Here is a 15273-nt window from a genome sequence, read left to right on the forward strand (position 1 = left end):
AGAAATTATTTTTGGATATTTTTGTCTTGCATGTCCCCTTTGCCGATTTCGCGTGTCATTGACACGTAGCTAATGACACCGATCTCGAACAAAGGACGAATAATGATGCATCACCCAACCCGCTCCCCGCGCGCTGCGCAGGGGCAACTCCCGCCAGCGACGCTGATGGCCAGGAATGTCTATTGCGCGTTACTGGCAATGGGTTTGACACTGGGCAGCGCACTGCTTACAGCGCCGGCCTACGCACAAGAAAATACAGGTGCCGTCAGTGCACGCAAAGCATATTCGATCCCGCCTGGTGCGCTCGGCGAGACATTGGCCGACTTCGCCAGCAAAGCCGGGGTAACGATACAAATCGATTCTTCTGTAGTTGAAGGGCGTCGTTCGCAAGGCTTGAACGGCAGCGTTTCGGTTGCAGAAGGCTTTGCCCGTTTGCTGGCAGGTTCAGGTCTGGAAGCAACGGAGCGCAGTCGCAATATCTATGTATTGCGGACGGCACAAATTGAATCGACTTTGCCGGCGGTGACGGTCTCGGCTGCGGCAACTGAAGATGCAACTTCCTATACCGCCCGTACGATATCGATCGGCAAGACGGATCAAAAACTGAAAGACATTCCGCAATCGGTGAGCGTAGTGACGCGTCAGCGTATGGATGATCAAAACATGACATCCATCTATGACGTGCTGGAAAATGTCACGGGCGTGGTAACGACGGCAAGTCCGATGGCGGGCAAATACTTCTTTGCGCGTGGATTTCCGATTACCTCCATGCAGTACGATGGCGTGCCCTTGACGCGGCAGTTTTACTCACAGGCGAGCAGCCTGACTGAAAATATGGCGCTGTATGAACGCGCCGAGGTACTGCGCGGAGCAGCCGGTTTGTGGCAGGGAGCTGATAGCATGGGTGGCGCCGTGAACCTGGTGCGCAAGCGCGGCCAGGCGGAAAAAACCATCAGCGCCACCCTGAAAGCGGGTTCATACAATCACTATGGCGCACAGCTTGATGTCGGTGGTCCGCTCAATGAAAGCGGAACGGTACGTGGTCGCGCCGTGCTGGATTACGACACGCAGGATTCATTCATCGATTTCGTCGGTAGCAAAAATACGACGCTGTACGGTGCGATCGATATCGACCTGACTTCGCAAACCACCCTGGGTGTCGGCTTAAGCTATGAAAAGACTAATGCCACGCCTTCCTTCGCCGGTTTGCCGCGCTATGCGGATGGCGGTTCCTTGGGTTTGCGCCGCAGCACCTTTCTGGGTTCAGACTGGAATGAATTGAATAACCAGCAGACACGGGTATTCGCAGATTTGACACATCGTTTCAATGACGACTGGCGCCTGAAAGTGGGCGCGGTCTACATGAACGAACGTAATGACTCCTTGTACAGCTACGGCCAGGGTGCTATTTCCCGTACGACGGGAACCGGTGCCAACATGGTCGGTGTCGGTACCGATTTCCGCGGTGAGCACATTGGACTGGATGCCGCCTTGAGCGGGAAATTCCAGGCTTGGGGACGTCGTCATGAAATCATAGTCGGGGCCAATTACTCGAATTACACATCAGACGACAAATACGCTATCGCCACCGGCCTCGGTGCGGTCGATGTATTCAATCCGAATCCATATTCACCAAGACAAAGCATGGCCAGCCTCGCCGCACGGTCAGGTTTGTTGGCGACCGGTGCATATGACGTCACCAGTAAAGGTGTGTATGGCACCACCCGGTTGGCGCTCAGCGATCCGTTGAACCTGATCATAGGTGGTCGCGTCAGTTGGTATGAAAATAATTACGATTCGGTCAGCCGTTGGGGGGCGAGCACCACGACCAGCAAGAGTTCGGCAGAGTTTACGCCGTACATGGGCTTGACCTATGCAATCACGCCGCAATGGACCGCTTACGGTAGTTATACCGAAGTGTTCGTGCCGCAAGCGCAACGCACGGCAGCGCAGCAGACGCTGGATCCTATCGTCGGCAGCAACTATGAGATCGGTATCAAGGGCGAGTTGTTCGATCAACGCGTGAATACTTCTTTGGCCTTGTTCCGTTACGTCCACAAAAATCGTGCGGTACAGGATATTGAATCCGGCATGGTGTGTGATGGTGACTATTGCTCGCGGGCTTCCGGCAAAGTACGCAGCCAGGGGCTGGAAGCGGAAATCGGTGGCAAGCTCACTTCACGCCTGAATCTGACTGCAGGATATACCTACAACACGACCAGGTATCTGCAAGATGTCGCCAATGAAGGCCTGATCTTCAATCCACAAGTTCCCAAACATTTATTGCGCGCCTGGGCTGATTATCGTGTGAGTGCATCTGTGAGTGCCGGCCTCGGCATGAGTACCCAAAGCGATACGCAAGGGCGCGACAAGTCGGTGGTGCAGGGCGGTTACACCCTGTGGAATGCACGTGCCGCTTATCGTATAGATCCGCGCTGGACACTGGCGCTGAACGTCAACAATTTGTTTGATAAGCACTATTACGCAACGATAGACAGGACCAACTTTGGTTCGGTCTACGGAAATCCGCGCGAAGTCATGATGACGCTGCGCGGGACCTTCTGAGTCTTGCAAAAAAGCGAGCTTAAAAAACCGGAAGGGCATATCGCCCTTCCGGTTTTTTTATGCTTGATGCATACCGAATCCGAAACCTGAGACTGTGGATTGGGCACAAGATGGATTGGTAATTTTGCAATCCATGCTGCAAGGCAATCCGGGGGTTTAGCGTGGTTATAGATTTGTAATTTTCTTCGCAATGAGAATAATTATCATTTATAATTGCCTCGGAATACTGTTCGGCGTGCGGATTGAGCCATATTTGCGAGGCCGATAATTGAGCAGTTTGGAGGTGAGCAAATGAGCAAGTCCCATCACAACAACTTCGACAATATCGCCCGCGAGCACAGTGTGTTGCTCAACGAATATGGTCGGGTTCAAAGCCGTTGCAGTGAATTGGTTGCCCGGCAGGTGGACCAGATTGAAGCCTTGCGCGCGGAGTTGGCGCGCAAGGATGCAGAAATAATGCGTTTGCGAGCGGAGCTTATTGCGCGTGATACCGAGGTGGCTTTTGCCCGTGAAGACCTGCAGAGACTGGAAGCATCCATTCCGGGCCTGCCTACCCGCATGAGCCTGGTACGTCGGGTCGAAACCCTGACCGAACATATACAAAGCCTGATGCGCGAGCGCCTCGGTTGGCAATGGTGGGGGAAGCCGGTCAAGCAGGAAGCAAGCGCCGCCCATCCGGTCATTCCAGCCGACCTGCGCCAAAAGTCCGTGCTTTGCATCGGCCAGGATGAATCCAGTACCTCGGTAGCGCAAATGGAAGTTGAACGCGCCGGTGGTTACTTCCTGCATCACGACGGCATGGACAGTGAAGATGAAAATGCGCTGGAAGCAAGCCTGGTTGCAGCCGACCTGGTGATTTGCCAGACCGGTTGTGTCAGCCATAACGCTTATTGGCGCATACAGGATCATTGCAAACGTACCGGCAAACAATGTGTATTGGTCAATCAACCGCGTGCGATGCACTTTGTGCGCGATGCGGATGATTTGCTGGCCGTCAGCGCGAATGCCCAGAAAGCGGTGTTCGAAGTAGCCGGCGCACCAACAACCGCAAAATAAGGCCGCTCCATGTCCGCTAACGATAACGCGCTCCATCAGGAAATCACCACCTTGTATAGCGACCACCATGGCTGGTTGCAGGGTTGGTTGCGCAAGAAATTGGGTGATGCGGGCAAGGCGGCGGACCTCGCGCATGACACCTTTGTCCGCTTGCTGGCAAGGGAAGAATTGATTGCGGCGCGTGAGCCGCGTGCCTTCCTGACTACGGTGGCGCAGCGCGTGCTGTTCAGTCACTGGCGGCGCGAAGAACTTGAACGTGCATACCTGAATGCGCTGGCGCATCTGCCGGAAGAATTGGCACCATCACCTGAAGAGCGGGCGATCTTGCTGGAAAGCCTGGTCGAGATCGATCGCATGCTTGATGGCTTGCCGGTACCGGTGAAGCGCGCATTCCTGTACGCGCAGCTCGATGATATGAGCCACGCCGAGATTGCAGCTGAACTGAACATTTCCATCACTACCGTCAAACGTTATTTGATACGTGCCGGCGTGCAGTGCTACTTCGCGCTGGAGCAAGCATGAGTTCTGCACCACCGGGAGCGGCCATCGACGTTTCGCCGCAGGTAGCCAGGCGTGCAGTCGAATGGCTGGTCGCCTTGCAATCCGGCGATGTGTCGCGTGAAGCTTTACAAGCCTGGTTGACGCAACATCCGGATCACGCACGCGCATGGCAAAGGATCGAAAGCGTTAACCACAAACTGCGTGGCGTGGCTTCACCGCTCGCCACCGCACTTGCGCATGCAACCTTGACTGCGCCGCGTTCGAATAAGCGTCGCGCTGCAATCAAGACACTGGCCGCCTTCTTCTTTGTCGGCGCGACGGCTTATATGGCGGAAGAACATTTGCCGTGGCGTGCATGGTCGGCAGACGAACGCACGGCATTGGGTGAGCGTCGCATTATCGTACTAGTGGACGGTACCGAGCTGGTGCTCAATACAGATACAGCAGTCAATGTACGCTTCACGGAACAGGAGCGCCGCGTGATCTTGCTGGGCGGCGAGATCATGGTGACCACCGCCAAGGATGCGCAGGAATTGCCAAGGCCGTTCGTGGTGCAGACCGCACAAGGCGAACTGCAACCTGTGGGCACGCGTTTTGTTGTGCGCCAACAGACAGACCTTAGCAGGCTGGATGTATTCGAAGGTGCAGTTGAGATCCGACCGAAAGATGGCGCCGGACTGAAACGTGTCATACCGGCTGGCCAGCGCGTGCAGTTTACACATGACGGTATATCCGATCCGGTGGCATTGAAGAGCGATGATGGTGCGTGGACCGAAGGCATGATAGTTGCCAGCGGCATGCGTTTGCAGGAATTCCTGGCCGAACTCTCGCGTTACCGTCGCGGGCGCCTGACTTGCGATCCGGCGATTGCGGATTTGCGTGTTTCCGGTAGCTATCCTTTAAGCGATACGGATTTGATACTCACCGCACTGGGTTCGACCTTGCCGGTGGAGATCCATTTCATGACACGTTACTGGGTAACGATACGGCCGGCGCAGAGCGTTTAAATTTTTTTCAATCAAGGTGGTCTGTTTTCGATTCTGCTTGGACATACGAGATAAGCAGCTCATATCTCTAAACCAAAACAGGAATCGAACATGCAGCAAGCACTTAGTATCGAAGGTGGCGACCGCCTTAAGCCGCGCGTCCTTGGCCCGGGCCGACCGGCCGTACTCGCCAGCGCCATTTCCCAACTCTTTCTGGTGGCAGGCGTAGTCACTATCCTCGCCTTGCCGGAAATTGCACAGGCTGCGGATGCGGCACCGGGCACACCGGCCAGCTTTGCCGCGCGCAAAACCTACAATATCCCGGCAGGATCGCTGGAAGCCGCGCTCAACCGCTTTGGCCGCGAAGCCGGCATCCTGCTTTCCTTTCCGACCGAGTTGACGAACGGCCTCAAAACCAAAGGTTTGCAAGGCAGTTATAACGTGCAGGAAGCTTTGCCCTTGTTACTGTATGGCACCGACCTGGTCGCCAGCATAGACGGTGCCAGCGCAGTCATCCGTCGCCAAAGCGCAGCGGTGTCGGAAGCGACCTTGCCAGCCGTGCATGTGACAGCGGTTGCAACCGCGACCACGGAGGGTAGCCAGTCTTACTCTTCCAGCGTAGTGACGCTGAACCGGGGCGAACAAAAATTGAAGGACATTCCGCAATCGGTCAGTGTACTGACACGACAGCGCATGGATGACCAGGCACTCACCACATTGGCGGATGCCGTTGGCAACACCACCGGCCTGGTGGCAACGCAGGGCGTGGGGCCGGGAACGGTCATCATGTCGCGCGGCTTCCAGATCGACAGCTATCAATACGATGGCGTACCGCTGCCGCGCAACACATACTCCATTGGTAACTGGAGCAGCGAATCGCTGGCCTTCTATGATCGAGTTGAAGTGTTACGCGGTGCGGCGGGTCTGACGCAAGGCACCAATAGTCCCGGTGGTGCGATTAACTTTGTACGCAAACGCGGTCAGGCAAAACCGATGGTGACTGTGACGGGTAAAGCCGGATCATGGGATCACTATGGCTTGCAACTCGATGCGGGTGGCCCGTTGAATGCAGAAGGCACATTGCGCGGCCGCGTGGTGGTGGATGAAGATCGGAGCGATTCCTTCATCAACTATGTCTGGGCGAATACACGCACCCTGTATGCCGCACTGGATTACGACATTAGCCCGAACACCACCGTCGGCATTGGTATCAGCAACAAGGAAACACGGTCTCGCCCATCCTTTATTGGCTTGCCGCGTTATGCAGACAAGAGCGATATAGGCTTGCCACGCTCAACTTATACAGGCTCAAACTGGAACCGGGCATATAACGATCAGAGCAGCGTATACGCTGACCTCGATCATCGCTTCAACGACAACTGGTCGTTCAAAGCGTCAGCCGTCGCCATGAGAGAAAAGAATACTTCTGTGCACCAGCGCATATCCGCGGCGGGTACAGGCATTACACCAGGCGGCAACACTGTGCGTTACGGTGACTTTGCGATGAACCTGGAAGGCGAGCAATACGGACTGGATGCTTATGTGCGCGGACGCTTTGAGGCGATGGCGATGAAACATGAAGTCATCTTCGGTGCCAATTACTCCAGATATCATACCGATGATGCGGTAGCTCGCAGATGGACCACAGGTGGGAATATCTTTGCGATAAACAATAATCGTCCATGGCAGGATTTCGCCAGCATAGCGGCAACTCCCGGCTCAACGGGTACCGTTAGTAGCTATGATGTCGAGCAAACCGGTGTCTACGGTACCTGGCGCGCACAACTGACGGATCGCCTGACAGCGATCCTCGGCGGTCGTGTCGGCTGGTTTGAACAGATGTATTCCCAGCCGGCACGCGGCACGGATCCGCGCTATGAAAGTGTGCAAGAGGCTTCCGGTCGCTTCACGCCATATGGTGGCCTGGTCTATGCGTTAAGTGATCAATGGTCGGCTTACACCAGCTACTCGGATGTGTTCGAGGTGCAGTCGGCTCCTACGCTTTCCGGTGCACCTATCAAACCGGTCACCGGCACCAATTATGAGTTCGGCATCAAGGGTGAACTGGCGGATGGACGTGTGAATACATCGTTCGCCGTATTCCGTTACGATCATAAAAATCGCGCAGTAGTCGATCCGGATGGTTTGGGCATGTGTAACGGTAACGATTGTTCGCGAGCCGCAGGTAAAGTACGCAGCCAGGGTTTTGAAGCTGAAGTCAGTGGCGAAGTACTGCGTGGTTTGCAGCTGTTTGGCGGTTACACCTTCAATACCACCAAGTACCTGATAGATCCGGTAAACGAAGGAAAGGTTTTCAGTACCTGGACCCCGAAACATATGCTGAGATTGTGGGCAGACTATAAATTGCCGGGTAACTTGAGTAAATTCAGTGTGGGTGGTGGTGTGAACACGCAAAGTAAGGCCTTGAGCTTTGATAGCAGCTTCGATGTGCCGGGCTTCACCATCTGGAGTGCACGTGCCGCTTATCAGGTGACGCCTGAATTATCACTGGCACTGAATGTGAATAACCTCTTCGACAAGACTTACTACCTGCCTTCGTACAATAGCACCACCGGCAACAATTACTACGGTACGCCACGCAGTGCCTTGTTGACACTGAAGTACACACCACGGTTTTGATCTGACTGACTAGTGATGACGCTGGAATACCTGTAACGGTATTCCAGTGTTTTTTATTTATCGCTGCAGATTACTATGCTGTCACCAACACCGAACGTATTTGCTGCAATGCTGCCGGATCTTCTATCACCGACAAATCACCTGGATCACGTCCTTCACAAATCGCCTGTATCGAGCGACGTAATAGTTTGCCGGAGCGCGTCTTCGGCAGGGCACTGACAAAGTACACATGTGACGGACGGCCTATAGGTCCGAGCCGTTTATCCACCACCTTCATGATTTCAGCTTCCAGCTTGCGCGCTTCGTCGGGATCGGCCGCTGCCGCTGCATTCTTCAGGATGACGAAGGCGACTGCGCATTGGCCCTTGATCGGATTTTCGACGCCGACTACCGCGACTTCCGACACATTGGCATGACTGGAAATGCTTTCTTCGATCTCGCGTGTACCCAATCGGTGCCCGGCCACATTGATCACATCATCGGTGCGACCGAGGATGAAGTAATAGCCATCGGCATCGCGTATGCCCCAGTCGAAGGTTGAGTAGGCTTCGCGTTTGAAATTGCGCCAGTAGGTACTGACAAAGCGCTGGTCGTCGCCGTACAGGGTTTGCAGGCAACCGGGTGGCAAGGGGCCTTCAATAATGACCACGCCTTTTTCATTGGGCGCGCATTCTTCACCGGTATCTTCATTGATGACCTTGGCCTTGTAGCCATACATCGGTTGACCGGGGCTGCCGGAGCGGGTGGGTTTATCGCCTACGCCTTTGGCGACCGAGATGATGGGCCAGCCGGTTTCGGTCTGCCAGTAGTTGTCTATCACCGGCACGCCCAGTACACCCGAGATCCAGTCCGAGGTGGTCTGGTCCAAAGGTTCGCCGGCCAGGTAGAGCGCCTTCAGTGAAGACAGGTCGTGTTTCTGTAATAGTTCCAGCGGCTGTTTCTTCAGCACCCGGATTGCAGTCGGTGCCGACGACATGCGCGTGACCTTATACTTCTCGACGATGCTCCACCATATCGATGCATCGGGTCGTATCGGCAAACCTTCGTAGAGGATGGTGGTCATACCGGCCAACAGGGGGCCGTAGATGATGTAGGAGTGGCCGACTACCCAGCCTATATCCGAAGTGCAGAAAAAGGTTTCGCCGGGTTTGCCGCAAAAGATCAGGTCCATCGAAGTTGCCAATGCCACTGCGTAGCCGCCGACATCGCGCAATACACCTTTCGGTTTGCCGGTGGTGCCGGAGGTGTAGAGGATGTAGGACGGTGCATTCGATTCCAGCCATGTGACCGGTACCGTGGCATCCATATGCTGGCTGCGCAAGGTCGCGTAATCGACGTCGCGTCCTTCGACCGTTTTCATCGGTGCCAGGCCGCGATCCAGCATCAGCACATGGGCCGGTTTGTGTTCCGCCAATGCAATGGCTTCATCCAGCAGGCATTTATAAGGTGTGACGTGACAGCCGCGGGAACCGGCATCGGCCGAGATGATGAGGACCGGTGTCGCATCATCGATGCGCGTGGCCAGGCTGGTCGACGCAAAGCCGCCGAACACTACCGAATGGATCGCGCCTATGCGGGCACAAGCCAGCATCGCAAATGCCGCTTCGGCGACCATCGGCATGTAAATCAATACGCGATCGCCTTGCCCGACGCCGAGCGCCTGCATCATGGCGGCGCTGCGATTTACCTCGGCATGCAATTGCGCATAGGTATAAGTCGTTTCCGTATCGGTCTCGGTAGAGATGGCGACCAGCGCAGCTTGATCGGCCCGCGTTGCCAGGTGGCGGTCCACCGCGTTGTAACAGAGATTGGTTTCACCACCGATAAACCATTTGGCGAAAGGCGGCTTGTCGTAATCCAGTGTCTTGCTGAATGGCTTGTGCCAATCAATACGCTGGGCCTGCGTCGCCCAAAAGCTGTGCGGGTCATCCACTGACTGACGATAAAACGCGTCGTATGCTGCGGCATCGAAACTCATAAGTCTCCTCCGGCCAGGCTATCTCTATATTTATAGTGTCGCTGTGCCGATATGCAGGCACAGCTGGTGACGCTTGCTAGATCACATACATATCCACGTATTCATGGACCGGCATCGCTTCCAGTTTCTTTTGATCCAGTGACACATCAAGGATTCTTTGTTGCTGTTTGGGTGGGAACTGCCGTGCCAGGTTGATCCTGAACTTGGCTTCCAGCAGCGGGATGCCCTCCTTGCGACGACGTGCATGACCGACCGGATACTCGACCACGATTTCCTTGAGTTTCTTGCCATCCTTGAATTCCACCGTCAACGCATTGGCAATCGAACGCTTCTTCGGATCGTGGTAATCCTTGGTGAAGGAAGTGTCTTCTTCACAAACGATTTTGTCGCGCAGGATATCGATGCGCTTGTCGCCGGCGATATCGTCTTCATAATCGGCGGCGGTCAGGCGACCGAAGATAAGCGGTACGGCAACCATGTACTGGATGCAATGATCGCGATCCGCCGGATTATCCAGTGGACCTTTTTTATCGATGATGCGGATGCAGGCTTCATGCGTACGTATCGTGATTTTCTTGATGTCTTCGACTTTCTTGCCGACGCGAGCCAGTTCCTTGTGCAAGGTCATGGCTGCCTCGACTGCGGTTTGTGAATGGAATTCGGCCGGGAAGGAAATCTTGAACAGCACGTTTTCCATCACATAGGATTCGTACTTGCGCTGGAATTTGAAAGGCTGGCCTTTGAACAGTACATCGTAGAAGCCCCAGGTCTTGGCAGTCAGCACCGATGGATATCCCATCTCACCGGTCTTGGCGATCAAGGCCAGGCGCACGGCACGCGAAGTCGCGTCACCGGCTGCCCAGGATTTGCGTGAGCCGGTGTTCGGTGCGTGGCGATAGGTACGCAGCGATTGACCATCGACCCAGGCCAGCGATACGGCATTCAGGATTTCATCACGGTCCAGGCCCAGCATTTCCGCCACTACCGCAGTCGATGCGACCTTGACCAGTACTACATGGTCGAGGCCGACTTTGTTGAATGAATTTTCCAGCGCGATGCAGCCCTGGATTTCATGTGCCTTGATCATGCCGGTCAGCACTTCGCGCATCGCCAACGGTTTCTTGCCGGCAGCGACGGCTTCACGTGACAGCCAGTCGGCGGTGGCGAGGATGCCGCCGAGGTTGTCGGATGGATGGCCCCATTCCGCTGCCAGCCAGGTGTCGTTGAAATCCAGCCAGCGGATCATCATGCCGATATTGAAAGCGGCCTGTACCGGATCAAGCTGGAACTGCGTGCCGGGGACCTTGGCGCCATTCGGGACGATGGTGCCGGGGATGATGGGGCCCATCAGTTTTTTGCAGGCTGGATACTCAAGCGCTTCCAGGCCGCAACCCAGCGTATCGATCAGGCAATTGCGCGCGGTGTCGTAAGCGAGCTTCGATGAAATCTTGTATTTGCTCACGTAGTCGACGATATCGACCAGCACCTTGTCGTGTTTCGGGCGGACATTTGAAATATGGGCAGACATGGGAATCCTGTAATCGCTAATGAAAAGGGAAAAGTTTTACTTGCGCTTGGCCAGCGGCACGAAGGCAAGGTCTTCCGGACCGACATAGTGGGCGGAAGGGCGGATGATCTTGTTGTCTATCCTTTGCTCGATGATGTGCGCGGCCCAGCCGGAAGTACGCGCGATCACGAACAGCGGCGTGAACATCGCGGTTGGCACACCCATCATGTGATAGGACACGGCCGAAAACCAGTCGAGGTTGGGGAACATTTTTTTGATATCCCACATTACCGTTTCAAGTCGCTCGGCGATATCAAACATCTTCAGTGAACCGGCTTCTTCGGATAAGGTGCGCGCGACTTCCTTGATGACTTTATTGCGCGGGTCCGAGATGGTGTAGACCGGATGGCCGAAGCCGATCACGACTTCCTTGTTTTCCACGCGACGCTTGATATCGGCTTCGGCTTCATCCGGGCTTTCATAACGTTTTTGGATTTCAAATGCGAATTCATTGGCGCCGCCATGCTTGGGGCCGCGCAAGGCGCCGATAGCGCCGGTGATCGCGGAATACATATCGGAGCCGGTACCGGCAATCACGCGACCGGTGAAAGTGGATGCATTGAATTCGTGTTCGGCATACAGGATCAGCGAAGTGTGCATCGCTTTTTCCCACAGCGCGGATGGCTTTTCGCCGTGCAGCAGGTGCAGGAAGTGTGCGCCTATCGAGTCGTCATCGGTTTCGACTTCGATGCGTTTTCCGTTATGGCTGTAGTGATACCAGTAGAGCAGGATGGAACCCAGCGAAGCCATCAGGCGATCGGCGATATCGCGTGCGCCAGGCGCATTGTGATCGTCTTTCTCCGGGATGACGCAACCGAGGGCCGAGACACCGGTACGCATGACGTCCATCGGATGCGATGCCGCCGGCAACCATTCCAGCGCAGCTTTGACATTGGCCGGCAAGCCGCGCAATTCCTTGAGCTTGATCTTGTATGCCTTCAGTTCGGCGGCGGTAGGCAGCTTGCCATGCACCAGCAAATGCGCGATTTCTTCGAATTCGCAACTGTCAGCAATATCCAGGATGTCGTAACCACGATAGTGCAAGTCATTGCCGGTCTTGCCAACGGTACAGAGTGCCGTATTGCCGGCGGTGACGCCCGAGAGTGCGACGGATTTTTTCGGTTTGAAACCTGCTGCCGGGGTTGCTTGTGCTTCGCTCATACCTGTCTCCTGGTGGATTGTTGTATTCGGATTTACTTGTCGGCGTATTTCTTTTCCAGTTGATCGAAGAATGGTTTATTGACCAGGCGCTGGCGTTCGCTGAAAGGGCTAACCAGCTGCGGGTCTTCATCAAGGCGATGTGTGTCACGCAAGACAGTCAGCGCTTTTTGCATACCTGCTACTGCACCTTGCAGCGCGGCGTTGGCGTACAGCACGATGCCGTAACCGAGGCCGGCCAGTTCATCGGCGCTGAAGATGGGTGTCTTGCCGCCGATCACCAGGTTCACCAGTTGCGGTTTATCGAGGGCTTGCGGCAGGCGACGGATTTCATCGGCGGTTTCGGTGGCTTCGACAAACAGGATGTCGGCACCGGCTTCGCTATAGCGTGCGGCGCGTTCCAACGCATCGTCAAAGCCATGCACGCCGCGCGCATCGGTGCGCGCCATGATGAGCATGCCTGCATCGCTGCGGGCATCGACCGCGGCGTGGATCTTGCCGACCATCTCGGCGCAGGAAATGACTTCCTTGCCATTGAAATGGCCGCAACGTTTGGGGGAAACCTGGTCTTCCAGTTGTACCGCATCGGCACCGGCGCGTTCCAGTGTGCGTATGGTGTGGCGCACGTTCAGGGCATTACCGAAGCCGGTATCGGCATCGACGATGATGGGGATGTCGACGGCATCGCGGATGCGTGCGGTGTGGTCGGCCAGTTCATTCAAGCCGATGAAACCCTGGTCCGGCATGCCGAAGTACATATTGGTCACGCCGGCACCGGTGATATAGAGTGCCTCGAACCCGAGGTCGGCAATCACGCGGGCGGACAGTGCATTGAAGGCACCCGGAACCAGCAGGCCGCGGCGGGCATACACCTTGTCACGCAACACTTGCTTGCTGCTCTTAGACTGACTGCTCATCGAATATCCCTTAGCCAAGGTGTTTCATGGAGGTGCCTGTTCTCCATAATGGCAATGCGCGTGCCAAGGCGGGATCTGCGCGTCACGACAAGCCCGGCGATGGAGCAGGTTTGACTTAAATACTTTAAAAATCAAGTGTTTGGGAATTTCGGGTGTGTAACACAGCGCATTCAGGAATCCCGGCACCAGCCCAAAGCCGTGTTACATTTGGAACGTTTGAAACGTTCTGGTGAAACATGAAACGTCCATCCTCTCCGTTCCGCGACAACGCCGACAAGCCGGTCATCTGGACCGTCTCGATTTCGCGTTTATTCGAATTGTTCCGTGATATCACGCTGGAATTCGATGAGCAGGCCGATATCGAGCCGATACACCTGGGCTTTGAAGATGCGGTGCGTCACATCCGCGAACGCCTGGCGACCGAGCGTTGCGATGCCGTGATTGCCGCCGGTTCGAACGGTGCCTATCTGAAAAGCCGTTTATCGGTGCCAGTCATCATTGCCAAGGCCAGCGGCTTTGATGTGATGCAGGCATTGGCGCGGGCGCGCAAGATCACACCGGACATCGGCCTGGTCACCTATCAGGAAACCATGCCGGCACTGGCCGAGTTCCAGACTACCTTCGGCCTCAATATTGCGCAGCGCACTTATGTCACGGAAGAAGATGCGCGGGCGCAAATCAATGAATTGAAAACCGCCGGCATCAAGGCCATCGTCGGTGCCGGACTGATTACCGATCTGGCGGAAGAGGCGGGGTTGACCGGTGTCTTCGTTTATTCATCCGCGTCGATACGGCAGGCATTCGAAGATGCGCTGGAACTCGCGCGCCTGACGCAACTGGAAGCGACCCGCGGGCGTAGCTTCCCGGTTGCCGATACCTTGCGCGCCAGGCATCACATCAAGGATTTACGCGGCGAGTCGGCGGCGATGGAAAGTGTGCGGCAATCGATCACGTTGTTTGCGAAGTCGGCTGCCACGGTATTGATCCAGGGTGAAACCGGTACCGGCAAGGAGTTGGTGGCGCAAGCGATGCATCGCGCCCATCCGCTGATGCAGGGCAAGACGCAGGCCGGGCATCCCTTCGTCGCCGTCAATTGCGGCGCATTGGCCGAGTCCTTGTTGGAATCCGAATTGTTCGGCTATGAAGAGGGCGCATTTACCGGCTCACGGCGTGGCGGACGTGCCGGCCTGTTCGAAGCCGCCCATCGCGGTACTTTATTCCTCGATGAAATCGGCGAGATGCCCTTGTCCTTGCAAACGCGCTTGCTGCGCGTGCTGGAAGAGCGCGAAGTGGTGCGTGTCGGCGGCACCCGGCCAATACCGGTCAGCGTGCGCATCATCAGTGCGACCCATTGCGACCTGGATGCGCGCGTGCGGGAAGGACGCTTCCGTGCGGATCTGTTTTACCGCCTGAGCGTATTGCGCCTGAGTTTGCCGCCCTTGCGCGAACGCCAGGAAGATGTGGCCGCGCTGGCCGAATGGTATTTGAAAAATGCATTGGCTGCGCTTGATGTCCGGCCGCCAGCCAATTTACAGGCAGAGTTGCTGACCTGCCTGCCTTTGCTGCGGGCTTATCGCTGGCCGGGCAATGTGCGCGAGTTGCGTAACCTGATGGAGCGTCTCGCCTTGTTTCTGGCGGCGGCACCACTGCAGGCATTGACGCCGGCCTTCCTGAAAAGCATTGCACCGGAGTTAAGTGGTGTCACGACCCCCGATGCGCCGGCCTCGCATGCGCCGCCGGCAGAAGCAGAAACCCTGCAGCAAGTATTGCAGCGGTATCACGGTAATCGCGAAGCGGCGGCGCATTACCTGGGCATCAGCCGTACGACCTTATGGCGCAGGTTACAGGCTGAAAACAGCGAGGAATAAAGCCGCATCAGCCTGTCGTATATCGACGACAGGCCAG

General features: G+C 55.9%; 10 protein-coding genes. 6 read left to right on the top strand and 4 right to left on the bottom strand.

Features of this window, described 5'->3' with window-relative positions:
• The first annotated feature begins 102 nt into the window (after positions 1-102).
• From ACFQPC_RS13150 to ACFQPC_RS13170, 5 genes are all read left to right on the top strand, one after another.
• Positions 103-2565: a TonB-dependent siderophore receptor gene (locus tag ACFQPC_RS13150; protein ID WP_382272376.1), complete on the top strand. Its 2463-nt coding sequence runs from the start codon at positions 103-105 to the stop codon at positions 2563-2565.
• Between the two features lie 291 nt (positions 2566-2856).
• Entirely contained in the window at positions 2857-3621 is a 765-nt protein-coding gene (locus ACFQPC_RS13155) for a DUF2325 domain-containing protein (protein WP_382272377.1), read from the top strand.
• A 9-nt stretch (positions 3622-3630) separates the two neighbouring features.
• Positions 3631-4143 (top strand): sigma-70 family RNA polymerase sigma factor, encoded by a 513-nt coding sequence (locus ACFQPC_RS13160; protein WP_382272378.1) that lies wholly within the window; start codon positions 3631-3633, stop codon positions 4141-4143.
• A complete protein-coding gene (locus ACFQPC_RS13165) occupies positions 4140-5129 on the top strand; it encodes a FecR domain-containing protein (RefSeq protein ID WP_382272379.1) in 990 nt (329 codons plus the stop codon). The genes ACFQPC_RS13160 and ACFQPC_RS13165 overlap by 4 nt, the downstream gene beginning before the upstream one ends.
• A gap of 90 nt (positions 5130-5219) precedes the next feature.
• Positions 5220-7748: a TonB-dependent siderophore receptor gene (locus ACFQPC_RS13170; RefSeq protein ID WP_382272380.1), complete on the top strand. Its 2529-nt coding sequence runs from the start codon at positions 5220-5222 to the stop codon at positions 7746-7748.
• A gap of 73 nt (positions 7749-7821) precedes the next feature.
• On the opposite strand, the gene ACFQPC_RS13175 is transcribed toward ACFQPC_RS13170, so the two are convergent.
• From ACFQPC_RS13175 to ACFQPC_RS13190, 4 genes are all read right to left on the bottom strand, one after another.
• The gene (locus tag ACFQPC_RS13175) at positions 7822-9726 is read right to left on the bottom strand and encodes a propionate--CoA ligase (protein WP_382272381.1); all 1905 of its coding nucleotides are present in this window, start codon (positions 9724-9726) and stop codon (positions 7822-7824) included.
• A 76-nt stretch (positions 9727-9802) separates the two neighbouring features.
• A complete protein-coding gene (locus ACFQPC_RS13180) occupies positions 9803-11254 on the bottom strand; it encodes a bifunctional 2-methylcitrate dehydratase/aconitate hydratase (protein ID WP_382272382.1) in 1452 nt (483 codons plus the stop codon).
• A 36-nt stretch (positions 11255-11290) separates the two neighbouring features.
• Positions 11291-12454: a bifunctional 2-methylcitrate synthase/citrate synthase gene (gene prpC, locus ACFQPC_RS13185; protein ID WP_382272383.1), complete on the bottom strand. Its 1164-nt coding sequence runs from the start codon at positions 12452-12454 to the stop codon at positions 11291-11293.
• A 32-nt stretch (positions 12455-12486) separates the two neighbouring features.
• A complete protein-coding gene (locus ACFQPC_RS13190; RefSeq protein ID WP_382272384.1) occupies positions 12487-13368 on the bottom strand; it encodes an isocitrate lyase/PEP mutase family protein in 882 nt (293 codons plus the stop codon).
• Between the two features lie 236 nt (positions 13369-13604).
• On the opposite strand from ACFQPC_RS13190, the gene prpR reads away from it, so the two are divergent.
• Positions 13605-15236, top strand: a complete 1632-nt coding sequence (prpR, locus tag ACFQPC_RS13195; RefSeq protein WP_382272385.1) for a propionate catabolism operon regulatory protein PrpR — start codon at positions 13605-13607, stop codon at positions 15234-15236.
• Positions 15237-15273: the final 37 nt, after the last annotated feature.

The sequence above is a fragment of the Herminiimonas glaciei genome (assembly GCF_042664955.1).
Taxonomy (GTDB): Bacteria; Pseudomonadota; Gammaproteobacteria; order Burkholderiales; family Burkholderiaceae_D; genus Oxalicibacterium; species Oxalicibacterium glaciei.